Annotated in this window: 23 protein-coding genes; 6 read left to right on the top strand and 17 right to left on the bottom strand. The window is 41.9% G+C overall.

Annotated elements, in window-relative coordinates:
* Window positions 1-67: 67 nt before the first annotated feature.
* Both RJP21_RS18840 and RJP21_RS18835 read left to right on the top strand, forming a co-directional pair.
* Window positions 68-679: a hypothetical protein gene (locus RJP21_RS18840; RefSeq protein ID WP_310860678.1), complete on the top strand. Its 612-nt coding sequence runs from the start codon at window positions 68-70 to the stop codon at window positions 677-679.
* Between the two features lie 373 nt (window positions 680-1,052).
* On the top strand, window positions 1,053-1,286 hold the full coding sequence (locus RJP21_RS18835) for a hypothetical protein (RefSeq protein WP_310860677.1): 234 nt from the start codon (window positions 1,053-1,055) through the stop codon (window positions 1,284-1,286).
* A gap of 284 nt (window positions 1,287-1,570) precedes the next feature.
* Here the strand turns inward: RJP21_RS18835 and RJP21_RS18830 are convergent, their stop codons facing one another.
* From RJP21_RS18830 to RJP21_RS18795, 8 genes are all read right to left on the bottom strand, one after another.
* Window positions 1,571-2,779: an MFS transporter gene (locus tag RJP21_RS18830; protein WP_310860676.1), complete on the bottom strand. Its 1,209-nt coding sequence runs from the start codon at window positions 2,777-2,779 to the stop codon at window positions 1,571-1,573.
* 14 nt (window positions 2,780-2,793) lie between these two features.
* The gene (locus RJP21_RS18825) at window positions 2,794-3,921 is read right to left on the bottom strand and encodes a Gfo/Idh/MocA family protein (RefSeq protein WP_310860675.1); all 1,128 of its coding nucleotides are present in this window, start codon (window positions 3,919-3,921) and stop codon (window positions 2,794-2,796) included.
* Window positions 3,922-3,971: 50 nt separating this feature from the next.
* A complete protein-coding gene (locus RJP21_RS18820) occupies window positions 3,972-4,787 on the bottom strand; it encodes a sugar phosphate isomerase/epimerase family protein (RefSeq protein ID WP_310860674.1) in 816 nt (271 codons plus the stop codon).
* A complete protein-coding gene (locus RJP21_RS18815; RefSeq protein WP_310860673.1) occupies window positions 4,784-6,331 on the bottom strand; it encodes an ABC transporter substrate-binding protein in 1,548 nt (515 codons plus the stop codon). Before RJP21_RS18815 ends, RJP21_RS18820 begins: the two co-directional genes overlap by 4 nt.
* 55 nt (window positions 6,332-6,386) lie before the next feature.
* Window positions 6,387-7,271 (bottom strand): carbohydrate ABC transporter permease, encoded by an 885-nt coding sequence (locus RJP21_RS18810; protein ID WP_310860672.1) that lies wholly within the window; start codon window positions 7,269-7,271, stop codon window positions 6,387-6,389.
* A 17-nt stretch (window positions 7,272-7,288) separates the two neighbouring features.
* On the bottom strand, window positions 7,289-8,221 hold the full coding sequence (locus RJP21_RS18805) for an ABC transporter permease (RefSeq protein ID WP_310860671.1): 933 nt from the start codon (window positions 8,219-8,221) through the stop codon (window positions 7,289-7,291).
* Between the two features lie 103 nt (window positions 8,222-8,324).
* Complete coding sequence (locus RJP21_RS18800; RefSeq protein WP_310860670.1) at window positions 8,325-9,935, bottom strand: response regulator transcription factor; 1,611 nt, start codon at window positions 9,933-9,935, stop codon at window positions 8,325-8,327.
* Complete coding sequence (locus tag RJP21_RS18795; RefSeq protein WP_310860669.1) at window positions 9,913-11,640, bottom strand: sensor histidine kinase; 1,728 nt, start codon at window positions 11,638-11,640, stop codon at window positions 9,913-9,915. The genes RJP21_RS18800 and RJP21_RS18795 overlap by 23 nt, the downstream gene beginning before the upstream one ends.
* 882 nt (window positions 11,641-12,522) lie before the next feature.
* On the opposite strand from RJP21_RS18795, the gene RJP21_RS18790 reads away from it, so the two are divergent.
* Complete coding sequence (locus tag RJP21_RS18790) at window positions 12,523-13,494, top strand: hypothetical protein (RefSeq protein WP_310860668.1); 972 nt, start codon at window positions 12,523-12,525, stop codon at window positions 13,492-13,494.
* A 77-nt stretch (window positions 13,495-13,571) separates the two neighbouring features.
* On the opposite strand, the gene RJP21_RS18785 is transcribed toward RJP21_RS18790, so the two are convergent.
* The 5 genes from RJP21_RS18785 to RJP21_RS18765 form a co-directional block, all read right to left on the bottom strand.
* Window positions 13,572-13,760 (bottom strand): hypothetical protein, encoded by a 189-nt coding sequence (locus RJP21_RS18785; protein ID WP_310860667.1) that lies wholly within the window; start codon window positions 13,758-13,760, stop codon window positions 13,572-13,574.
* A 218-nt stretch (window positions 13,761-13,978) separates the two neighbouring features.
* A complete protein-coding gene (locus RJP21_RS18780) occupies window positions 13,979-14,242 on the bottom strand; it encodes a colicin E3/pyocin S6 family cytotoxin (RefSeq protein ID WP_310860666.1) in 264 nt (87 codons plus the stop codon).
* Between the two features lie 465 nt (window positions 14,243-14,707).
* Window positions 14,708-15,613: a hypothetical protein gene (locus RJP21_RS18775; RefSeq protein WP_310860665.1), complete on the bottom strand. Its 906-nt coding sequence runs from the start codon at window positions 15,611-15,613 to the stop codon at window positions 14,708-14,710.
* A 215-nt stretch (window positions 15,614-15,828) separates the two neighbouring features.
* Window positions 15,829-16,116: a hypothetical protein gene (locus RJP21_RS18770; protein WP_310860664.1), complete on the bottom strand. Its 288-nt coding sequence runs from the start codon at window positions 16,114-16,116 to the stop codon at window positions 15,829-15,831.
* 1,207 nt (window positions 16,117-17,323) lie between these two features.
* Entirely contained in the window at window positions 17,324-17,815 is a 492-nt protein-coding gene (locus RJP21_RS18765; RefSeq protein WP_310860663.1) for a hypothetical protein, read from the bottom strand.
* A gap of 277 nt (window positions 17,816-18,092) precedes the next feature.
* Between RJP21_RS18765 and RJP21_RS18760 the strand changes: the two genes are divergently transcribed.
* Window positions 18,093-18,440 (top strand): helix-turn-helix domain-containing protein, encoded by a 348-nt coding sequence (locus RJP21_RS18760; RefSeq protein WP_310860662.1) that lies wholly within the window; start codon window positions 18,093-18,095, stop codon window positions 18,438-18,440.
* A 430-nt stretch (window positions 18,441-18,870) separates the two neighbouring features.
* Entirely contained in the window at window positions 18,871-19,353 is a 483-nt protein-coding gene (locus tag RJP21_RS18755) for a GNAT family N-acetyltransferase (RefSeq protein ID WP_310860661.1), read from the top strand.
* 1,043 nt (window positions 19,354-20,396) lie between these two features.
* Here the strand turns inward: RJP21_RS18755 and RJP21_RS18750 are convergent.
* From RJP21_RS18750 to RJP21_RS18740, 3 genes are all read right to left on the bottom strand, one after another.
* Window positions 20,397-21,404 (bottom strand): hypothetical protein, encoded by a 1,008-nt coding sequence (locus RJP21_RS18750; RefSeq protein ID WP_310860660.1) that lies wholly within the window; start codon window positions 21,402-21,404, stop codon window positions 20,397-20,399.
* A gap of 262 nt (window positions 21,405-21,666) precedes the next feature.
* Complete coding sequence (locus RJP21_RS18745; protein WP_310860659.1) at window positions 21,667-22,377, bottom strand: nuclease-related domain-containing protein; 711 nt, start codon at window positions 22,375-22,377, stop codon at window positions 21,667-21,669.
* 142 nt (window positions 22,378-22,519) lie between these two features.
* On the bottom strand, window positions 22,520-22,645 hold the full coding sequence (locus tag RJP21_RS18740; protein ID WP_310860871.1) for a restriction endonuclease: 126 nt from the start codon (window positions 22,643-22,645) through the stop codon (window positions 22,520-22,522).
* A gap of 209 nt (window positions 22,646-22,854) precedes the next feature.
* On the opposite strand from RJP21_RS18740, the gene RJP21_RS18735 reads away from it, so the two are divergent.
* Window positions 22,855-23,286 carry a very short patch repair endonuclease gene (locus tag RJP21_RS18735; RefSeq protein ID WP_310860658.1) on the top strand — a complete coding sequence of 144 codons (432 nt, stop codon included), beginning with the start codon at window positions 22,855-22,857 and terminating at the stop codon, window positions 23,284-23,286.
* An 84-nt stretch (window positions 23,287-23,370) separates the two neighbouring features.
* Here RJP21_RS18735 and RJP21_RS18730 read toward each other — a convergent pair whose 3' ends face one another.
* On the bottom strand, window positions 23,371-25,311 hold the full coding sequence (locus RJP21_RS18730) for a hypothetical protein (RefSeq protein WP_310860657.1): 1,941 nt from the start codon (window positions 25,309-25,311) through the stop codon (window positions 23,371-23,373).
* Between the last annotated feature and the right edge of the window lie 50 nt (window positions 25,312-25,361).

The raw sequence follows: 25,361 nt of genomic DNA, 5'->3' as shown, positions 1-25,361 counted from the left end.
ACTATTGTTTATACTGAAAGAAACTAAATATACCTTATTGGAGTTTAAGTTCATAAAGGAGGCTCTTATGAAGATTACTTGCATGGAGTCGGACTATGCTCATATTGGTTATGTGTATCTACAACCACCATCCGAGAAAATCTCCCATCAAACCAACTTCAAATTAAATCAGTCCATTGATAATTCCCAGATCCAAATCCCTTTTGAGAGAAAACCGGAACTGGGAACCTACCTCGACAACATGACTATGCTCCCTTATTCGTTTAGAAGCGGATATGTACAAGAGAAGTTTGAAACTGAATATGGGGTCGACTTTGACAATTCCGGATATATTACCGGCTATGAAATCGGGTTGTCTCCAACGAAATTTATAAAACTCATTGAAAGCCGATCATACAGGCTATACGAATCGGCTTGGCAAAATCAAACCTGCCATATCTTCTTATTTGATGAATATGATTCGGTATTTTCTGAAAATAATATAATTTGTCCCATGAACCAAAAGGACGACGCTTATCTCATTATTCAATTCGTTGAACCTGCGGCACTCGGAGTAACCTTCTACCCATCGGAAGAAAAGAAAATCGCTCTGATCAAGGGTCTTATCTCAGCGAAACCAGAGCTTTATCCATTGAGCTATTTATTGAAACCTGACTTTGAGCTTATCGAAGATAAATAACTCTTCAGTGCAGAGTTATAAGGCGGATAATCTGGTGAAATAGCCAATTTTTTCATTGTATTTGCAAATTCCCTTTTCCTATCATTGACCAGACGACTGAAATTGCTACACTTGGGTGAAGCTCAGCAAGGGATAAAATTTCCATATTCACTTTGATTGAATTGCCAAAAAATGGTCTTTGTGTGGATGTAGTTAAGACCTATTAATGTCCTTAATTGTTTCCCTCTCAATTATTATTTATTGGACATTTTATATTATTAATGTAACTTTTTGGGTGTTCATGGTGTTTATATATTGTATGCCAACACTCAACTGTTGTCTTACAAAATGATCGAACCGTTGAGTTTAAAAAGCTAAGACAGAGGTGATTTTCATGAAAAAGAAAGCAATCGTTATTTTGTCAGTAGCCATTTCCGTCATTGCAACAAGTTCTGTAGCCCTGGCAGCGTCGAATGGAAAGATTGGTTCGATAAATAATCCGGATGTACTTATCCCCCCTTCTAGAGAAGAGTCCATAAAGATCTATAAACAGACATATGAGGAAACTCCATTTATCATTGACGCAAGCACTGGGAAACATTTAGAAAAACCCAATCTAAATTTCTAAATAATGAATTCCAAAAGAAAAATCCGGGCCAATAATGGCTCGGATTTTTTCGAAACTTGCTAGAAATTGAAAGGAATGAATAAACGGACCTCGCGGTATGCTGCAGACCTTCACTCCTTATTCGGCGCGCTGCCAAGCGCACAAAAGTCCGCGAACTTCGCGGACTTTTTGTCATTTATATGACTCATCTTCAGTTTGCTGATTTGTTGTTCTAGCCCGTTACTTCAACGACGCTGCCTCTCAAAATAACGGCGTTTTTTCAGTGACACTATGCAATATGGCGACTAATTAAATTGTCCGCTCTGTGTGTTCACTTGACTCTTCCTCGTCCGGAACGAATGCCGTAACAAGAAGAAACCGATAAATCCGCAGATCGTGCCCACACAACAAATCCGGTACAATACGGAAGCATCCAGATTCTCGAACATCCAGCCGCCGAGTATGCCTGCTACAATGCCGGATACACCGCCCCATGTCAGACCGTAAACGGCCTGCCCGCTGGAGCGATATTCGCCGGGCACAAGGTGAGACGTAAGCTGGGTGCCAATGTAGTAATAACCTCCGAATGTAATGGAATGCAGCAATTGGATGAATATCACCTGTATGGCTGAAACCGCTACGGACATCAATAACCAGCGTGCCGAAAAAAGCAGGCAGATGACGGTCAACCAGGTCAGCATTGTACGCGAATTTTTCTTCAAATACCGATCCAGCAACAAAAATACGGGTACTTCCAAAATAGCCGTGGCAAAGGCGGACCAACCGACAACCGTGTCCGAGCCGCCCAAGCCCTTGATGTAAATGCTGAGAAAGGTCGAATTGATCGAATTGGGGATCGATATGAGCACGCCCAAACAAACGAAGATCAAAAAATATTTATTTCGAAACACCATAAAATATCCTTTGTTGGTAAACTTCTCGGTCTGTGCTCTTTCGTTGCCGCTTGGCATCAGGAAGGTAAAGAAAATGGCGAATAGCAGCATCGCATCGAATACGATCCAGAGCTTGCTTATTCCCAGCCAACCGATGACCGGGCCGGCTGCGACCGCAATCAGCGCCCACCCCAGCGACCCCCACGCACGAAACTCCCCAAACTTACGATTGGTTCCTTCGATGACGTTCAGGATCAGGCTGTTGCTTTGCGTGAACAGCGGACTCTGAAACATGAAATAAACCAGCATCAGACTATAAATCAATGTGTAGGATTCCGTCATAAATACAAATTGCATGCATGTGAAATTACCGATCAGGCAAATAATCAGAATGCGCTTGTTATTGCGAAACCGGTCTGCAAAATACGCCCAGAATGGATTAGCTACCAGCCCGATGAGCGGACCGCCGGCTACCAGAAGTCCGATCTGCACATTGGAAAACCCGGTATCCTTCAGATATAACGCGAAGAACGTGCTATAAATCGCCAGAGCCCCATAAAGCACAAAGTTGAACACCTTCAGCATGCCAAGCATATTCCGGCTAATCATTTGATCCGACATGATTCCTTCATCCCTTACAATTTGACATTGGTCGACGCAGAATGCGTGATGATCTCCTCTGCGGTTACTTCGCGTCCCAGCCGGTCGGACAGGTACACGCCTTCGCTGATCAGCATGGTTTGCAGCGCAATCTCTGCTGTCGGCAGGAGGGGAACCCTTCCCTGCAGGGCTGCGATCCAATGATGTTGCGAAGAACGGTAAGCGTCATAATCCGCCTTGAGCCTGCTCCAACGAAGCTCCATATCGTCCAGGTTCACGCTGCTGTCCAGGTCCATGTCCGCGATGGTCGTATGAAAGCTCATGCCGCTGTTCTGAGATATGGAAGAATACGAAGGGAGCCGAATCCCGCCTTTGCTGCCCACCAGGCTGGACCCTTCAAAACCTCCCATATGTATGGACCACGCCTCGATGAGATCAAGCGTTACCCCGCCTTCGAACCGGATAAATCCAAGACCCAGCTCTTCGACGTCGAACCCGGATTCCGCTCTTCTCGCCGCGTCCATATCCATTTCTTGATAGACTTTGCCGGATACGCTTTTCACCTTCGGAAGATCCATAAGGTATAACATCTGAGCTATGTGATAAACCCCCATGTCAAGTAAGGCGCCCCCTGCCGCGGTTTCCTTCCGGTTGAAAAATTTGGTGCCATAGCCATCGACAAATGGACGTCCTCTGCGCCGAAACCCCGTTGACCTGGCATGATAAAGCTTGCCCAAGCTTCCTTCTTCGATCAGTGCTTTGGCGGCTTTCGTCTCTTTTCTATACAGCGTGTTCAGTTGAATATGAAGCATCTTATGGCAGGCTTTGGCCGTTTCCAGCATCGAATTGCCGTCATAATAGGTCCCGGCGATCGGCTTCTCGCAATAGACATGTTTCCCTGCCTCAAGCGCTTCATTGGTTACAGGAGCATGGAAGTTGTTATGGAGGCAAACATCGACCGCATCGATGTCCGTGCGTTTCAGCATCTCCCTAAAATCGGTGTAAACATCCTTGATCTGAAATTCGCCGGCCACTTGTCGAGCGGCTTCTTCATTAATATCGCAGACAGCCACAACCTCAGCATCCGCGATATCCGCATAGTTTTTCAGATGCGTGATGCCGATTAATCCGACTCCGACAATCCCGATTCGAATTTTACCCATTGGTATTCGCTCCTTTAAGCCCAAATTTTTCGAAAGCTATTCTTCCCCTGTTAATTTACTTTCGACAATACTTTTTTCATGGCGGCAACGGCCCACCCAACCTCCACATATTGGTTATCCGGCGCATTATGTTCAACGGCCCAATAGTCTTTAAAGCCGCTGTCATGCAGCGTTTGCGCAATTCGAATCGCCCGGTCTTCCGCAGCCAGCGTATTGCCTCCAAAATGCACATGGCATGCCCACGGCGCGATCATCGAATCTCCAAGTTCAGGGTCAACCTTCCAGCGGTCTACATGCAGCAGAACACCGAAATTCGGATGATTCACGGCCTCTGCGATCCGCTTCAGAAAATGAGGATTCAGTGACGGCCCCATATGATTCTCCGGGCCAACCTTACTGCCAAAATCGGCAGCGATCCGGCAATACTCCTGATATCTTTGTACGATATGCTCAAATTGTTCCTGACTCATATCGAAGAAATCACCATTGGGATCATTCGAATACGAGCCGCCTGTGTCGATTCGCACCGTCTGAGCACCCAGTATTTCCGCTGCACGCAAATGCTTTAACGCATTTTGATATTGCAGCTCGCGTCTCTCTTCGTCTTGATCCCATAAGGAAGCCGTATCAACGGCGAAGTTAACGACGGTCAATTCTTTCTCATCCAAGGCTTCGCGAATTTTGCGAAGATAATCATCATCCGCCAATTCCCATACAGGCCCGCTTTTATCCACAAAGAAACCGTTATACAGATCAACAACGTTCAGACCGTAACGGTATTTTACCGTTTCCAGGTAGCCAAAAACGTCCATTTTACCTTGTACAAATGTGTTTTGAAACGAATATCCTCCAATCGATATCTTCACTTTAGCTCAACTCCCTGTCTTATTGTTTTTTTTTTCGCCCATTCATTTAATTGCCTCTGCTTCTCTGCTATCACCTTGTCAATGCCGGCAGCGCGAAGGGCAGCATTGAATTTAGGCAGATTGACTTCCGGATCCAGAGCACCATTCTCCAAGCCGCTTTGGAATTGACGAACGACGTTTGTAATCGCTGCCAATTCCGTTTTCACCGGCGACGGGTTGTAGGTGAAACCGAGGGCTGCGGATTTTTTGGATTCCCGATTGTATTGATCCATCTCCTCCCACAGATCCGGATTGTCTGTGACCCAAGTATGGGACAGAAGCTGATTGCCAAACATCCATCCTTGGCGCATGTTGTAACCGCTGTTTGTCGCATTGACGCCAGGCGGGAAATCAATTTGCTTTTCGCCGACCTTCACGTAGTGCTTGCCCTCAATCCCCCAGTCGATCAGGTTGATCAGATCCCGATCCGAGTTCAGAAGGTTCAAGAACATCATGGCACGTTCCGGATCTTTGGAATTGGCCGGAATGCCGAGCATAATCGCCGTAATATTGGTTGTACTTGTAATTTGCTTGCCCAGATTGATCATCTCAAGCTTCGTACCAACACGTTGTTCCGTCTGCGCCAGCACACCTGGCTTGCCTTTTTGAATGACTCCGAAACCGACGTTCGCCTTGATTAAATCGACCGCCGTTTCCTTGCTCGTCGCCGCATCCTTGCTGATATAACCCGCTTCATACCAACGTCTGGCCGTTTTTATCAGCTTCTCGTACTCCGGGGTTTCGAATAAATTCACGACCTTGAGTTCGTCCAGATCATCCAACACGCCAATGTAGTCCCCCAGAATGTCCCAGCTATTTTCCAAAACACGATCCACGATAGAAGCCGAGGCGCCTGGCTTGCCTAGCGGCGTAATATTGGGCTCGTGTTTGTGAATGGTCTCCAGAATCGGGTCCAAATCGTCCAGCGTCTTCACCTTACTTGCATCGAGATGATATTTATCAAGCAGATCCTTGCGCATCATCACGGTGGTATTCGAGGCAAAATCCCTGATGCTTGGAATGGCATAGATTTTGCCGTCAACTTTGGTAGCTTCGAGTATTTCCGGCTGGAAGGCTTTCGTGATGTCTTGACCATGCTTTTGAAGCAGATCATCCAGCGGCAGCAGCTGCCCTTGCGCGACTTGTCTTGAAAAATCCGTGCCTCCCGTCACGATTAAATCGACTTGCTCATTTCCGGTGAGCATGAGAATGGTTTGCTGATCCCAGGCCGCCGGTTCAATTCGTTCCAGTTTCACGGTCGCATTGATTTTTTCGAGCGTAATTTTGCTCATCTCTTTTTCAACGAGTTCCAAATCCTTCTGAGCCGGTCCATAAAAGACAAGCTTTACCTCATATGGCGGCAGCTTCCCGTCACCGGTTACGGCGGCACCCTCCTCTCCCGCAACCGCATCCTTCGTATTCGTATTCGATTCTTTGCCGCAGCCTGCCAGCAGCAAAGTCAACATTGTCATGATCCATAACATCATACCTGCCCTGTTACGCATATATATGCCCCTCCCATTGTAATCATTTGCGATCCATGATAGACGGATGACTGCTTTAGCCTTTGACTGCACCAACGGTAAGCCCCTTGGCAAAATATTTTTGAAAGAACGGGTAGGTCACCAGAATGGGGATCACGCCGATGGCGGCAATCGCCATTTTCAAACCATGATTAGGTATGTCATCGGCCGCGACCATGTCTTCCACAAAATTCGTGTTGCTGGCCAAGTATTGCGCATTCAACAGAATCGTATTGAGCAGCACTTGGATACTGTACAGCTTGCTGTCCGTGATATAGATGAGCCCGTTGAACCAGTCATTCCAGTAATTGATCAATTGGAACAAGCCAACCGCGCCCAATACGGGAGTAGACAACGGAAGAACGATTCGGGCAAAAATTTTGAATTCGCTGGCACCATCCATATAGGCGGACTCGATCACTTCGTTCGGAATATTCATGGTGAAAAAGGTCCGGATCAGAATCACAAAGAATGCGCTTACAAGTAATCCGGGAATCAAGAGGGCAAACAGCGTATTTTTAATGTGGAAGACGTTTGTATACATTAAGTAGGTTGGAACAAGTCCCCCATGAAAGAGCATCGTGAAGAAGATAAAGAAAGAAACTGCATTTCGCAGCGGCATATCTCTTCTTGAGATCGGATAAGCCAGTAACGTCATCACGATCAAACTTGTAACGGTCCCGACGACGGTTATGAAAATCGATATTCCATAGGCCCGGATCAGCATAGCCGGTTCCTTCAATAAATAACGGTAGCTCTCCAGGCTGAATTCCGTCGGAAACAACGTGTAGCCGTTTTGGATAATCGAAGCCTCGCTCGAAACGGAGGATGCGACAAGCAGGATGAAAGGAATCAGGCAAAGGGATGAGATTACGATAAAAACGATGTTAATCACCCACTGCTCCGTTTTCCTGGACATCATGTGATCTCACTCCTTTTTTAGAACAGTGAATTGTCGGGATTGATTTTTTTAACGACATAGTTAGAAATGAGAATGATGATAAATCCAACGATGGACTGGTATACCCCTGCAGCTGACGACATGCCGATGTCTCCGTTCTTGATCAGGGCCCGGTATACGTAAGTATCGATCACATTGGTGGTGGGCATCAGGACGCCCGAGTCAAGCGGGACCTGATAGAATAGACCAAAATCCGAATAAAAAATACGGCCGATCTGGAGCAGAGTCATGATAATAATAACGGGCGTGATGAGAGGAATGGTGATTTTGAAAATTTGCTGCAGTTTATTGGCCCCATCTAGCGTCGCCGCCTCATAGTACTCGTGATCAATTCCGACGACGGCCGCAAAGTAAACGATACTCAAGTACCCTGCTGTACTCCATATTTTGACCAGGGTTAAAATGTAGGGCCAATACTTGGGATCGTTGTACCACATGACACCGTCCCGTCCCAGGAGCGGGAGAATCGTATTGTTGATAAGTCCCGTTTCCATACTGAGCAGCGAATAAACAAGGTAACCGATAATAACGGAAGATATTAAATACGGAAGCAATATAATGCTTTGATAAAGCCGGGGTAAGAAACGATTTTTCAATTCGTACAATAGTACTGCGAGTGCCACGGCGACAACCAGATTCAGGGCAATAAACACCAGGTTGTACAAAATGGTATTCCTCGTAATAATGTAGGCGTCTTCTGTTTTGAACAAATACTCAAAGTTTTTGAGCCCGACCCAATCGCTGTTCAAAATCCCCTTGGCGAAGTTAACGTCCTTAAAAGCAATCACGATGCCGAACATGGGGGCGTAATTGTTAATGAGCAAATAGACGACTCCTGGGATCAGCATAAGATACAGCATTTTGTATTTCTTTAGCTTCTTTAAGCTCATGCCTCTTACCCGCGAAGACATGGTGGTGTTCCTCCTTTCCGTCAGCGTATTGTTGTTTCATTGACTGGCTCCATTGTAGCTAACAGCGCTCCGGCTGAACCACCACGATACTGACCTCATATTATTACAATTCTGACCTGTGGGATTTGCGGTACTGTTGTGGATTCATTTTTACCTCTTGCTTAAAGATCTTGGAGAAATACGAAAAATTCGAGTACCCTACACATAGTGCAATTTCACTGACGGACATATGGGTTGTTACGAGCAGCTCCTTGGCCATGGAAATTCTCTCTTCCACAATAAATTCCACAATGGACTTGCCTGTCTCTTTTTTGAACCGTCTCGACAAATAATCCGGATGCAAATTGACATGTCGGGCAATATCCTCTCTTGAAATCGCCTGATCCACATGCTCCTTGATAAAGGCTATGATTCGATCCATTAACGGCTTCGTATCCTCGGCTCCATAACAAAACTGAGTGGTCTGATCCAACGCATACTTCACCCAAGCATGCAGATCGGTCACAGAACGTACAGCCCGGGACAACTGCTCCGTAGCTATCGCTTCCCCCAGAACCTCATAGGCTTGCCATTCTTTGTACTGGATAAAGGAATACAGCTTTTGCAGGAATTTCTGCACAAATTGCCGCAGAACCTCTACATTCAATCCAACGACATCCTTCAGCGAGTTCAAATAACGTTCCGATTCGGAATAAACGGCGTCATATGCACCTTGCTCGAGCATCTTTAACCAGACGTTCATTTGGATGACGGCGACGGATTGCGCGGTGTTGATGCCCTCGCTCACGAAAAAAACGTGATTATTCCGGTTCAAGTTGCTTTCTTTCAAGCAGATCAAGCGATTATAGCGGGCTGCCATCTCATGGATCATCCCCTGCTCACCCACATAACACGAAATATCGCAGCGGAAATACCGGTTGCATGACTCGATGTAAGTTTTGCACATCTGTTCAATATTCTTCGCGTGGTCTTCTGCCCGTGTCCCTTCAGGCAGGATCGCCACAAACATATCGCTGGTGATCCGTACCAATTGGCCCTGTTCATCTCCGCGCAGAATCATATGGTCCGCGGCATTCATAACTGCATATTCCATAAGCCTCCGATCTTGGGTATTCAGCTTCTCCGCCCAGCGCTGAACGAAAATCAAAATCGGCAGGAAGGAATCCGTCTCCCGGATGGGAAGGTTTCTGCTTTGCAGAACATCCCGTATCCGCTTCGGGCTTGCATCCCGCTGGTTCAGCACATCCTGCCAGAACCGCTCCATTAAGATGGAACGGTTCGTATGCCAAAGCTTGGCGTAATATTGGCTTTCTGCTTTGCTGATGTGCTGCTCCCTTTTTTCATTCACTTTCTCTACGCCTTTCAAAACGACGGCTCGCAGCTCATTCATCTTGACGGGCTTCAGTATATAATCAAGGCTTCCGAGTTGAATCGCTTCCTTCGCATAGGCAAAGTTCGAATGGCATGTCAAAAATATGGATTCCGTTAGCAAATGTCGCTCCCTAACCCATGACAACAATTCAATCCCGCTGCCTTGGGGCATCTCAATATCACAAATCATAATGTCAATCGGATGTTCAGCAAATATCCCCATGGCCTGCTTGATATTATGGGCCACATGGATACGGGAGATCGACAGCTCTGCCCAATCCACTGCAGCTTGTACGGCCCTCACCGCATGGATCTCGTCGTCAACGATCAGCAATTGATACATGCCATCCCTCCTCCGATAGATCTCCCAGCTGGAACGGGAGCCAAACCTCAACCCTCGCTCCCCCGTCCGGGTGATTGGATAGGATCAACTTTGCCCTGTCTTCGTAAATCAACCGTAATCGACGCCTGGAATTCCATATGCCAATATGCCCGTTGTCACCATGGGCTGATTCGTCTTCTGATTGCCATTCACTTAACGCTTGTTCAGAGAATCCTTTACCCGTGTCTTGAATCACGATGCATAGATAGGGCTCCTGATCCCCGCTAAGCTTTATGTCTACGTTTAACCGGATCGGTTCATCCATCGTAACCGCATGCTTAATCGTGTTCTCTGTGAAGGTCTGTATCATGAGCGGAGGTATTAAGGCTTGGGAAAGCGATTCGTCGCTATTAATCTGATAAGTAAACGCATCCTCGAACCTCAGCGCCTGGATCTGCAAGTAGTTGCGGGTATGAGCGATTTCTTCTTCCAGCGTGACGAACTTCAGGTTATTCTGAAACATAAATCTCATGTAGTTGATCAAATGTTCCGACATGGCCTGGATCAATGGATAGTTTTGGAATTGGGCAAGGTTGTAGATGGTATTCAGCGCATTCAAAAAAAAGTGCGGATTGATTTGCAGCTGCAGATGTTTAAGCTCTGCCTTCTGAATGAGCAGCTGCTCTTCATAGACCGTGATTTTTAATGCTTTGATCTCCGAAACCATGCTGTTAAATACATCATTCATCAGTTCAAACTCATAGGAAACGGGATATGGCTCGACCCGCTGCTCCAGATTCCCGTCGCGTACCCGTCTCATGACTTTTACGATCCGGTTGATCGGGAGCAGGATAATATGCCGCAGGAAGATATAAAAAATCGGAAGAATAATGAGGGCTCCCAGGATCAGCAGGTACCAAAGACGCTGGAGAAGCGGGAGACGTTCCAAGATGACACTGTAGGGGATCAAAAACAACAGGGAGAATTTCCCCTGCTTGGAATGGGTGCTGACCTGCAAATAATCATTGTTGTTATCGATTGGTGTATTGCCGCTCATCGGTTTGAGCGTTTCTGTGACAAGTACTGATTTCCCTTCCGGCCGGACGTCCAGCAAGCTGAGCGGTATCATCAGCTTCGATGCCTTCACCCATCCCCCGACATATACATCTCCGATTTTTTGTATTTTCACGATATAGTACTCTTCGTTCATGTTGTAAGGAAACCATTTCTCGAACGCCTGCTTCTGCAAGCCCTTTCTCTCCTGAAGCATCTGAATCATGCCTTGCCGGATCATTTTCAGTTCAGCCATCGTCGCCTCGGGCGGCTGATTCGTGATGAGCTCTTCATTGACGGATGAATAAACGAATAGATAATCCATCTCTTTGTATGTATGAATATCCCTTTCCAATTTATTGAACAGATTGATCTTCGCCAAAAAATATTCGTCCATATTCACGTCAGCAGGCCTGTCCAGCACAATCAAATCGTTCTCAAAAGCGACCATAGTCCGCAAATACTTATCGATCTCCTCCAAATTCCTGTCGATTTGATCCATGTATAAGGCTGCCAAATGCCGATTGGAGTTGGCGACTTGCTCGCGAACGACTTTCATCGCATAGTAGTTATCGAAAATAAGCAGGAGCTGCAAAGGGATGACAAATAAAAGAAAGCCCGCAATCAACTTGAACCGAATCGACTTGCTTGATAGCCGATGTATGAATTTCATCCTTCATTGACCTCCTTAGGCGAATGTCCAATGTTTCGGAATTGGGATGTGTCACCTCCTATTATTCCTTTCTCCCCAGACGCTCTTGTTCACCTTCTTTCTTCAGGATTAAATCTTTTTATTTTAATGGATTAATCTAAGAGGAGTCTGCGAAGTACACCTTGTGAAAGTGCCATGGTTATAATAGGTGCATTCATTCTCTTAATGAATTTCTATTAAAGATGAGGGTGGCTTATGTTATCTGATTAAGTATAGGAAGGAACGCTGGGGGCAGCGGAAGGATCGGAGTTAAGGGTTGATTTTGTTGGGTATGAATTTGAGGTAAATGCGGATTTTGAGCAAGCAGCGAAAAATAGATTTACGCAAATAAGCGCAAACCGTGAAGACTGCACAAAGTCTGAGAACAAACCCTGATGATAGCGTCCGTGGCGGCGCCGGCAACCACTGTATATCTTCCGTATTTTTCCATGCAACCGAGTACCCACAGTGCGACATGATTCGTAGCGATCCGGACGGATCGCTTCCTTTTAGGCGCAAAAAGCCCAATGGAACGGCGGCGATTTTTCGCTGTTCGCTTGGGCTTTTCGTGAGTGGTGGGGTTTCATGGCAAATGTGTATTTGAATCCTTCCTAAAGTATTCATTAAGCTGTGTGCTTATTATGACGCGAAAATTGTTGTATATCTCCTTTGCTTGCAATAAAATATCGTTTTTCATGAAAATAACCTATAACTTTTTTAACTATAAGTTGTTTTATATATATGTACATGCCAATATTGCCCATAAATGGATTTCGTTATTGGCTGAACAACTAAAGAGTATAAGAAGGGAGGGAAACTTCAAAATTACGAAGACTATATTAAATTAAAAGGAGATGTTTTATCTTGAGAAAATTCACTAAAGCATGCTTTGTCCTCAGTACAGTCTTTTTACTGCTCGTCCCGGTCGTAAATGCCCAAGAAAATGTAGATGACGAAAACGAACAGAACAGTGAATTAATTAGGATAGATTCAGATCTGACTATAGAAAAAAAATTTGACGGCAGGGTTTTCCCTATTCTAAATTCAAATAACCAAAAGCTTACATCTGATCAACAAGATGCGATTTTAAAAGAAATGAGATTTACAGAAGATGAAATCCAAAGTATGAGTCCTGGCGAAAAGGAATCTACTGCCTTAGCAGGTGGCGTAAAAGTAGACTCACAAACTACTTTAGTCCAGTACTTTAATGCATCTGATGGCAAAAAATACTTGATAACTGATGAGAACAGAGATGAGATTGAAGCATTAAGACAACAAGAGGCAAAGAAACTCAGTAAAGAATTAAACAAAGAAATACAAATACAGCCTTTAAGCACCGTTAAAGATGGTATTTTTAGTGCGAGAGGTCATGTCACATATCAAGGAAAATCACCAAATGCAACAGAATTCGAATACCGATATCACGACTCTTTCGATTGGTCGTCTACTCCGCAAAACCTACTTACAGATACTTTAGCACATGCTTGGCAATCACACTCTACTAGTGTCAGAAGTCAAGCTGTTACAAACACTGTTGTTTTGGGAAGTAATAACTATAAGTACCCGAGTGTAATTCCAGAAGGTCTATATGGTTCCTATTTTAAGTTTGCATATACCACAAGATTCGATTCAATGAACGGTTATCTTTATAACGACGTAAGAATACCTATAAGCGAAAAAGGACATACAGGAAAATTCGTCGCAAAATATGCTCACCCATGGACATTAGGAACGCCTGCCGTTTCTATTGGCCCTCTATCAATTTCTTTTAGTAGTTTTATTGGTGACGAATGGTATTGGGAAACTATTTACACGATTAACGGGCAACCTGTCTAATTAAAAATAATAAAGGGCGACATTCATGTCGCCCTTTATTATTTTCTTCAATATAATCAAAAATCGCAGGTTTTCTCTTACTGTTTGTTTTTCTCTAAAGTGTCCTTCAAATTTTTAAGTTCACTCTTAAGATCATTTATCTCCTTTTGCAAGCCTTTTTTCACAGTATGACTAACGATAAGATATATTATAAAGTAATTGACAACAAGAAAAACTATAAGCTGAATAAGTCCATCAATTCCAACCACGCTATGACCACCATTCATAACTCAGTCCCCCCCTTTCTCTTGCGAACTAATACTTATATAAAGTATATCAATTGATACAAGCAAATAACCGTTTTTTTCAGAAAATCCATATTTTTCTTTTAGGATGATACCTGAAGCAACTGTAGTATTCGGATTTTCAATGACCACTCGGTACCCACAGCACGCCATTATTTAAGAAGACGCTTCCTCTGATTTTGTAATCTATCTGGGCCATTCTAAATTGAGATCCTTCTGCCCTTAACTCTTCCCTTGGTGGGATGCAGTTCTCCGTCAGGCGTTAAAACGCCGAGGTGATTCCCACGCTTATCATAAAATTCAACCTCCCCATGTAATGGGTCTTTGTGATAGTATCTTGTTTTATCGTGGTTCGAGTAAATCGTTTCTTTTTTCCATCTCCTATGTGTGCGAATAAGCTTCAAACTTGCAACCAGAGGATACTCGGAAAAAGGAATTGCCGTCCAATCCACATTACTTTTCATGAAACTTGTCTCCTTTTGAGTGAAATAAAAAAAGCGCTGGAAAAATCCAGCGCTCTGCCGCAATTTGCGGAAAACAAAAAAAGGCCCAAGAAACAGCTAAAAAGCTGTCTCCTGGGCCTTATTAATGAATAGGGATCTATTCTCTCAGAAGAAAAACAAGTCAATAAAAAGGGAATATGAGCATTAAGGCATCATTGTAGAAACGAAAAATTTTATGAAAGCAAAAGAAGCCCTATTTGATAGGCATACGCCCACCAAAAAGAGCTTTTCATTCCTTACGTATTTAATTTATGTACTTTAATTAATCTGTGCCGTTGGATGCCGTTAGATTTACTGAACTTCAATAACGTTTTATAGGTTATAAATCCAGTAGCGATTCATAAACCAATCAGGAAATAAAACAACTAATAATACTAATATATATAACAGGGTCACCTGTTTAAATTTTAATTCCCCTGCCAATTCTCAAAAAACAGACGTTTTCTCGGAACCAGAAAAATTTTTATGAATGTATTTTAGAATATTATCCTCCCCACGTCTCTTGTTAATGTGTATCGTTTGCTGTGTAACGCCTCGATCTTTCGCTACTTCCCATTCATTCTTAGCTTCTAGGCCATAGCATGCTTCAATAGCATCAATTTGTTTCTCCTTAGTTAAAAAGGCATTATGAAGTCCTAATTCAACAATTAAACCATAAAACTCTTTCTTAGCCTTACGATCGAGCGAAATACCTTCTGTGATGATTCGAAGACCGGTACTGATGACAAACTCCTTCTTTTCATCTCGACTGCGACTTTCAATATAGGTATGGGTACTTCTGATAAATTCCCTTCGCATTTCCTCCCTTGGCCTTGTCTTGTCTCCATTAACATACGTTTTCCGAGACCAGCCCTTTCTCAAAAAATTGGCTACATTTTGTTTGATAAACGGTCTTAAAGAACCACGATTGGGATCATATCGGGGAATAAACTCGGTAGCTATTTTGGCAAACAGCTCATTTTGCTTATCAGAAGACGGATCATCTGAAATGTTATTCCAAAAATCTCTGATCGCAGCACTAACCATAGGCCTAAAATAGGAACTAAAGAGCTTATAATCATCGCTTGAAGCATCACCGTCTTGAATTAATTCCGCAATACGCATAACCTCATCGTCGGTTAGAATTTCCGGAATCTTGGTTTCTAATGAACCAACAGGGTATTCTAGCCCGGGTTCCCAAAGACTCTCCTTATATATTTCACAACCTTTCTGAAGTTTACCATGCATGTCATTTACTATTCTTAGAGCATCCTTCTCGCTCTTTGCATCAACGATTTCTTTTATTTGTTTTCCGCTGAAAACCGTTTTTCCTGAAACTGTATACTGTGTCATAAGAAATCACCCGACAATGATATTTTATATTTTTATGAAGATATCGAATCAAATTCATCCGTACTCCGCATAAACAACTTTAAATTATTTTTATGGTCATCGTCACCCTTAATCCTTAAATCTCTACTTACCTATCATGCCATTCTTCTCAAATCGAGAACAGGGCGGAAGTATTACAATAAACACGCCAGAACAGCAGGCGGGCGGCTATAAAATCAAGCAATATACTGTTCTTCATCCTCTGAAAAATACAGACTATATAGCCCATGAAGCTCCTCTGCAGCCTTAACACAACATGCATTCCATCTGATTTCCCCGTCATTTTGAACGGAGATCCGAACCACCGACATTACATTTGATTCCCCTCGGAAGAACGCATCGTAATACATAACTGAGGTTTCTCCGGAGGATAAACATTGCAAGCGATCTTCATGAAATGAAAAGCCACTAAGTCCTTCAAAGTCCTTGAAAAAGCTTTTAAAAATGTGTTCATGTTTTTTCATCTCTGTTCAGCTCCCTTGATTTTCTTAACCTTACACGTAGACGCACCACGGAGCGCCGTCAATGCAAGTCTGGCCAATTGAATGAAGGGCTGCAGGCGGGCGATATAGTCCGCCTTCGGCCCTGCTGCTAAGCTTAACATCGGCCACACCGAAGGGGCATGGACTTACATTGCTTGAGGCGCGGAGTGGTAAGATCGGAACGTAAGGTCAGAAAATTTTTTATTCAAGAGGAGCTGCGACAGCAGCTCGTTACCTTTTCCCGGCGCACCTCAAAAACAAAAAAAAAGAACCGCAATCTGCGGTTTCCAGAGTGTCGAGAAAGTCCAACGGACTTTTCGACACTCTAATTTTTATATGGGGAAACATATCTTTTAAAATAAAAATCGATTTAAACCGCTCTGAGAACCCTACTTCAGTGACCGGTGAGGCAATTTTAAACCCCCTGCAAAAAAACAGGGGGTTTCTCGACAGCCTGAGAACCGCAATCTGCGGTTTCTTTTACGCGGTCAACTCATAAATCCCCCCGGGCAATCCGATTCAGAAAACCCTCTGCCTCGAGCTCCTGGAGTGTTCGCTGGATGGTTGCCTGCGGCGTATACGTCTTTTTAAGCTTGATCGGAAAGTGATCTTGAATCCCCTTGTATACGAACTCTGGTGTAATGCTTTGACCAATGCGTTTAATGACATGCTTGACGGCTGTCTTCCAGGTTACATAGTTGTCGGCATCAACGAACTCGTATTGGCCAGGGACGTCTATCCATAACTTCCCTGTCGGCTTATAGTCCGTTTTGAAGAGCAGTAGATGCTCCATAACGATCGGGATGAAATTCCCCCGGTTATGTGCTCCGGTAACTCATGGCTTTGTGCTGAACCTCTGACGGCCGCAATAAACTGTTTCCAGCTCATCTGACTCATATCCATGCTTTTAAATGCCCCAGCAGGTCAAGGGTATACTCGATCATGTTCCAATAGGGGAATGCTTCTACGAACTCCAAGCACCCGCTTCGCAAAACCCACCTCTCATGATCCAGCTCCACCTTAACAGCACCCGCACGTCTTTCTTCTCGACATTTTTGCCAATCCTCATCCGTCTCTAATTTGATCACTGCAATTTCCGTAGCCCTATCGAAAATGCTGCTATCCCTAGAATCAAACACGCAGACGCGACCCACTCTTGCTCGGCTTCACTGACTAGCTTGCATTTTAATTAGTGAAAAATAGAGCGATACGACTCGGAAGGGTGAGAGCCGACTCTGGCTGACAGGTGAAGCAGTACATCGTCCACTTGGTTCAGCAGTTTCTGAAGCTGTGAGGGAGTTACATTTTGCAAGAAGGAAATGTCATTACAGCCGGCCAGAAAGTGGATGGTGCACATGAACAATACCCTATCCAAATCCGGGACAGCGTCCTGCGCTGTTAACTGGAAGATATCCTGAAGCGTGAATGAAGGCGGAGGAAACATGCAGTTATTCTTCTTCATATACAATGCCTTAAGCATATACTCGAGGGCACGGTCACTAAACAAGATACAGACATGTGCGGAGGTTGGATGCATCATCCGCGCGGCAGAGTTCATGTGGATCTGTGCGAGATGTTGCATTTTGATCATGCCTTTGGCTTGAGCCAAACTTCGTTCCTGGATTTTTAACGGCTTATTCCTACTATCTCTGGCTTTGTCGATGGAGGTTGAATGATTCACATGCTTCAGCTCCTATTGCGATTATTGGCGATTCCTCAACTGCGATTATTTCGCTTTATTGACCTTGCCAAATTTGCGATGCCCTAGAAGTATAGGTATCAATTAATCACACACATCTGGAGAACAATAATCATCAATCATGAATAAATATCCTAATTTAGGATAAAATACATACATAATATTACTATATAGTAGTAATTATTTAAAATAACTTATTATCTATATATTATTTGTATTCGAAACTTTCCCTACACTTCTATTAAAGAGAGGTGTAACGATGTCAGATATTCTAAAATTAGTCGGAGCACGTATAAAGGATCTTCGTAAATTACGGGGATTATCTCAAGAAGCACTGGCAGAGAAGGCTGGCTTCAATATAAGCTACATAGGATTTATTGAACGAGCAGAACGCAATATTTCCATGAAGAATCTGGAGAAGATTGCTAGTGCCTTAGAAGTCGGAGTTTATGAGCTTTTTACATATTTGAAGGAGCAGGAAGAACTGCCGGAAGAATCTACCTTAAAAGAAGTTGTCTCATTGCTGAGAGAACGTGATCCAAAGGATGTTGAGATGGCGAGGAATGTGCTGATTGAGATTTTTCGGCGGATTGATGGAAAAAGTTAGAAAAAGCTGATCGATTTGAAGTACTCCAGTCAAGTAGACAGTAGTAAAACAGAGAGTTAAGATATAGCCTTAGTTCGGTACTCTAGCGGACTAAGGCTGTTTAGTTTAATATAAATCATTCGTGGGTGGGCGTGGTTATAGAAGTGGCAGATATATGCGAGCGTCTATATAATTTCAATCAAAGTTCTTGGCAAGTATTTACAAGGAAAAATAGACCATTTGTCGAGTAAAAAACAGGTAAAGATACTGATAAAATATGGAATCCGAGGAAAGGCTTAATGAACTGGATAAGGTAACAGTGACCATAAAACTGAGTTGCCACCGTCCGATCATAGATATTATCTATGATAATTATTTTAAAATTGAAATTGATCAATCATTTGTTTTTTTCTATAGTGGAAAATAACGATACAAGAGGAGGCAACATATCATGCTTGATGCAACGCTCACAATCACTTCGCTGAAGACGCCCGACGAAGCTCGTGCATTCAAAGCCCTTAACGAAGAATGGATCACCCGTGTCTTCACCATCGAAGAGGCAGACCGGGTTATTCTAGAAAACCCAGTAGAGAACATCGTTAACAGAGGAGGAGATGTACTCATCGCGCGTGCTGGAGGTTCGATCGTAGGATGCGTTGCACTCGTGCCGGGCGAAGCTGGCGTGTTCGAGCTTTCGAAGATGAGCGTTACACCCGAGTCGCGGGGGCAAGGATATGGACGGAGAATTATCTATGCAGCGATTGACCGCGCACGTGAGCTTGGCGCAACATCGCTCTTTTTGGGCAGCAGCACGAAGCTGCCGAACGCCGTTCATCTTTACGAATCGGTTGGGTTCAAGCACGTTTCGGTCGATCAGATCGGGCCAATGCCGTATGTAAGAGCGGATGTGTTTATGGAATTGGTACTACAATGAACATGGGAGAAACATATAGACGCAACGTTCTAGTTTTAACTAATGGGAGAAGTTCCATCTATAATAGCAATCTGGGTACAAAAGAATGAGGGAAATCAAAAAGAACACGCAGTAGCTGGGTGCTCTGTTAATTCATATTTCTTACTAATGTCACACCGATACATCAAGCACCAACCAACTGCCTAATCGTTATTGAGGACTAAAAATAGAAATAAGGAGCAGCCCCCTGCTGCTCCTCGGTATAGACATCTTGAGCGGGAATTTCTCCCCCAAGATCAGAATGACCAGGAATTAACTCACTTAGGCGTGAACCTTAAGAGTGGGTTATTTTCGTTCATCGATACAAGTCAGCAATGCCAACAAGAAGATCCCGAAGATTATCGCCTCACCGAACGAAATTGTTCATCGTAACACCTCCTTTACAAGAAGGAGTCCGCCCACTCAAGGTGTGTATGTACCATCCAAATTATAACATTGTACGAAAACAGATTCATTAACGATCATATATTTCGTTCAATCACAATGCCAACCGTTCGCCTTACTGCCTTCTGCGATTCAGAGCACACTCTTCGCCAAATCTTCCTGCTCATGATCAAGCTCAACCTTAACAGAATCCGAACGTCTTTCTTCCCGCCAATTTTGCAAATCCTCTTCCGTCTGAACGGAATTTAGCGGATCGCGCCGAAAACGTCGCCGGTTAGCTGATCCTCCAGCAGGCCTGAGAGGTTGCTGCCGGAGCTGAAATTTTGTTATGGATTTAGTTCTCCCTCCTGTTGGTGTAATAGTTTATCTGTGCAATAGCTTAATGGGTGGAGACTCCACTAGGAGCTAGTAATATTGCAGCAGCCTTACAATAATCGGCTCAGTTTCTTATGATGTACCTCACGATTTTTGTGCTATTGATTTCCTATAAAGTTCATATATTCATGACGTCTAACGAAGTTGGATGTGTCTGCTGAAATGTCCTCCTCGACAGACCAAGGCTCCGTTAGGAGCCGCTGCTTGAATATTATGTTATACGATGCCACTGCTTTGAGTAATCTTTATAATTCAATAAGCATATCCTGAAGTGCATTGTAATTATTATTTTTTATTCTAAATTTTTGTTTTAAATCTTCAGTCCCAACATAATGAATCAAGGACTTGTTGAATAAATTGTAAATGAATATATCCTTCAAACTATCAATAATTTCTTCTTCTTGGGTTTTTAATATCTTTGTTTCGAAAAAACTACTAACTTTTCCTTTAGGCTTTATTTTTTTACTAATGAATCTGTATACATCTAAATCATTAAAATCTCGTTTTTTATCGTCTTCTAATAAATATTCATAAAAAGAATGAATACTTCCTTGAGATTTAATATTCTTGGAGATTCCTTCTATCTTTTTAACTACAAAATACCGTGATACATAAACAACCAAAACTGCTATAAGCAAAATGAAAATCATTGTATTTATAGTGTTTTCCTTCAAAGGTGAATACTTAATAAGAAAATTTGTTATTTGCTCGATTTGCGTAAATAAACCTAACAAGACCGTCAAAACCATTGTGATTCCTATGGATGCAAGGTTTTTACGTGTAGGTTTATAAGAGTTAACCAAGTTTTGAGTCTTTTCTTCTACTTTCTCATCACGTACTGATTTCAACTGAGATTCAAGAGATTTTATATTCTCCAATAATTGCTCATTATTGTGTTTTAAATATTTAATATCTTGTTTATATTTCTCAATCTCATTTTCTTTGTCTATTACACTTTGTTTAATATCCAACAGTTCAATATCGGAACGGTATGTAACTACTTCAGTTGAATTAATAAATTTATCTTGTTTTATATACTCCGAAAGTTCTTCTAGATAATTCAAACAAAGCTTAAATTTTTCTTCTGCTTGTACTTTATCTCCACTATCTCTAAATAGATCAGGGTGAGTCTTAAATCTAAACTGATAAAGTCTGTCATAGAGTTCTTGAGGTGAGAATTGATTACCCTCAATTTCTAATAGATCTTTGACTTTTTGAATAATACGTTCATCCAATTTTATTGAATTATCCACAATAGTTCCTCCTTGATTTTTCGTGGTTTCGGACAACTTCAATTCTATGAATGTCACATAACTCCCTCTATCCAACGAGTTTGTGACATTCGTATTACCGCCTGATTTTCCGTGATACGCAAAGCGGATTTCTTTGAAACTTGTATTGACAATTTACAATGAACGCTGCTACTAGAGAAAAAATCCAACATTTTTGAAGAACTCTCTTTTTTAATCAAATCAAAATGTTTGTAATTGATAGAAAAGTGCATTTTACTCCTTACTACCTATCCCGCTTCCCCGCGCCCACCTTCTCCACATGCTCAGCCCGTATTCTCGGATCGGTAATATTCGCATCACTCAACGCCTGATAAATCTTCTGGATATCCGAATCCGTCAGAACCGCATCAACCTTTTCCGCTTGAATCCGATTTATTTTCCGCTGGATATATTCAGACAGCTCAACATCATACACAATCAGTTCATCCGACTGAATTTTTCTAAGCTCTGGATCCACGCTGAACCGGCATCGCATCGTAAACGAAACAAGCGAGATATATCGACTACTTTGGTAGTCGGGGAGAAGGCTCTTAATCGCTTGAATATGACCGTAATTTTGCATAAAAGGATTGTACATTTTATATCGGTTGCTCACCGTCCATGATTTATTCTCACGCGTCCCCTTGATTTCTCCCGTGTAGTTCTTAGTCTCAATGACAAATAAGCCTTGCGGGGTGATCACGACATGGTCGATCTGCGAATATCCCGTGCGCGATTTTGGATTGGCCACCAATAAATCACTCAAATATTTACATCCTTTAGGAAGTTGATCTAGCTGAATATTGATTTTATGTTCGCCCAGCTCTCCAATTCGAGTCGGCTGAACTTTAGTCTTCGTGCTGCTTCCAGATGATTTGACGTTACTCTTTGCTTGCGCTGGCTTATTCTTTGGCGTTTCAGATGATTTAAGCATGGACATTAATTTTTTCAACATACGAAAGCCCCGTCCTTATGTATTGTGGTTTTACTGAACTCGCTTTTTCTTCTTCCAGGCATTCAGCTTATTCTCAAGCGCAATCCCGTTAATAAGTTTAATGTTCAAACGCTCAGCATCCCTTCTAGCATCCTTGGTAAAATTACTTGTAGCATTTACACTGAACCGCAATCTTGTATCCCTCTTTACCGCGGAGGATTAGATCAACCTCACTGTCACCCGAACCACCCACGCGCTCAACGGAATATCCTTGATCTTTATAATACATCTCCATTAGTCTTTCAAAATCCATTCCCGATAAACTATGAATGTCTGCTGTAATGAGCTGAGCATCTGTCAGTTTCGCTGAAGCATTGGCAGTGTGTGGCTGTGTCTTGTGATGTTCGTTAATCCAATAAATGCTAAATATTTGCTATTTTTCTATCCTTCAGTTTAAAATAAGAACAAAAGTTCTCATCTTGGAAGGTGAGTGATAAAATGTCTCGAAAAAGAACTGATAAGGAAAACTTTCATGTCACGAGTTCAATCAGAGGAAAAAATACAAAGTTAGAGCAGACTATTTCAAAAGCCATCTGGAGAAAGGGCTTTCGATATCGTAAAAATGTCACAAGTTTATATGGGAAACCCGATATAGCTATAAAAAAATATAGGTTGGTAATCTTCATTGATTCATGCTTTTGGCACGGATGTAGTCTCCACTACAAACAACCAACTAAAAACCCTGAATACTGGCGCAATAAAATAAATCGAAACATTCAACGAGATCATGAAGTAAGTCAACACTATCTTGAGAAGAACTGGAAATTGATAAGAATTTGGGAACACGATATAAATCACAACTTTGAACATATTATCAATTATGTATGTGATTTAATTAAGACCAGCAAGGAACAATATTATATCAAGTGATTTTTTTCTAATTTCCCAAATGTCATTTAACGTTTCGGTATCTACGAGCGAACGCTAACATTCATTTATTGTATATAATTATTCTCAAATTTCATCTTTAGATATCGCAGCTGCTATACAAAAATCATCGTTTATTTTTATCACAAATAAAACTAGCAATCGTAGAAATATCATGAAGTTTTGTTCGTGCATTTTTTCGTTTTCAGTACTTTTGGGTTGAGTATGACTGTATCTGTTTCTTAAATCCCATCCATTATTGAATTGAGACTTGTTAAGCGTATAGTTTATATAATCTTGCTCAGGTTTTGAAAATAATGAGCTTTCAAAAACAATTACTTTTTTTGTTTCAAGTTTATCTATAGCACTTCTTTTTGTTCGTGAAGATCGCCAATAGTTAATTACTGCATTAAAATATAAATCCCTCATTACTAATATTACAGATTCATCTTCAAAAGTAATATATCCTTCATCGTCACTCTTCAGATAATTTCGTTCCAATAACCACTCAATTTTCTGATGGCAGTATTCTGGGTATTCAACTAATTTGAGAGATTGATTGCATAACAAATCAAAGTAATTTTCATAGCTACTCTGATTTTTCTCAAGATTCCTTAATCCACTTTGATCAGAGAATAGAAGAAAAGTTGCATAGTTAAACTCTTCTCCGACACCGTACACATATTTTTTATTAACTAATGATGGGATATTGCTATATATAAGATGTTCAGAGCGTATTTCAAGTAATTCAAAATCAACTATTCCTTCTTCAACAAATAAGGAAAATTGTTTTAGAACCGATTCTACTGCTGGCATTATATTAGTGCACTTTTCGAGTAGCGTAGAATGAGCAGACGGCATATTTATATCGAAATTTGAAGCTTGAAATTCACTAGACAGGTATTCTTTAAAAAACCATTCAATGATTGACTCCAGTCGTATTCCTAAACTAAGTAATTCATTATAATATCCGTGAGTTTGCAGTAAAGATAACATGTTCATTTGATTAAAAGCCATTCCTGTTAAGTAGGCATTTCGAGAGCGAGAATACATGATTCTTTCCATTGCTCCCATCTGGTTAGGCTTGTTTACAAAATTACATCTCATTTGAGAATCAACAAATTCAAACAAATATATAAAGTTATTTAACAGTGTTTCATAATCTTTGTTTTCTTCAAGCCATTTCGTACTGTATATTGCCTTTATTGACATTCCATCTAGACTAGCAATAACAGCTTCTTCTTGGCTTTTAGAAAAACCTACGCTAGTTTCCACAAGCATTCCAGATTCTTCAGGGAAAAGTTCTTTTTCTTCCTTCTCTACTCGTTTTTTCGCGTTTAATAAAGTTCTTGGTGAAAGCATAATTTTGTCTTTACTACTTTGTATATTCACAATAAGCCGCAAATAATTTAAGTTAGGACTTTCGCTGTTAATGTAGTTAAGAATAATTGTTTCCTTATCCGGATTAGTTAGTTCTTTTGGAAAAATAAACTTTCCTTTTTCCACTGTGTGCTCCATTTCAAATGCATCCAACAAAAGCTCAGCTGCTGAATGATCATTCAACATATATTCCTTGATAACTCCACCAAAATGTTGAACAACAGATTTATATTTCAATACCTGATAAAGCCAAAAATTCTTTTCATGCATAAGTTGTTTAAATACTACATCCGTGATTTTTTCATAAACTTTAAATTTTTCAAAAAGTGTCCAAAAATCTTCTCTGTACTCTACATCCAATTCATTAAAAAAAACTACTAAATTCTCTTCGTTTATAAAATTAAAAAAACGTGCAACTTGCTTAAAATATTCTCCGACTTGACTTTCGTACTTTTTAATCTCATCAAAAGTCCACTTCAACAAGTAAACCTTATGGTCAAAATATTGTTTAATATTATATATTTCAATTATATCGTTGATGTTTTCTAGTTCCTTTTCCCCTTTATGTTCCATTAAAAAATCTTCAATTTTTTGTAGAATATACCCACTTGCTAAGTCATTTCTCGAATAGAATTTAATTTCCCTCATAAATATGTCCCCCAAAAACCATACGATTTCCGACACCTTTATCTGTTATT

The sequence above is a fragment of the Paenibacillus sp. VCA1 genome (assembly GCF_031583795.1).
GTDB lineage: Bacteria > Bacillota > Bacilli > Paenibacillales > Paenibacillaceae > Paenibacillus_AQ > Paenibacillus_AQ albilobatus.
The sequence above is the reverse complement of the archived record's forward strand: the minus strand, read 5'-3'. Positions and strand labels throughout refer to the sequence as shown.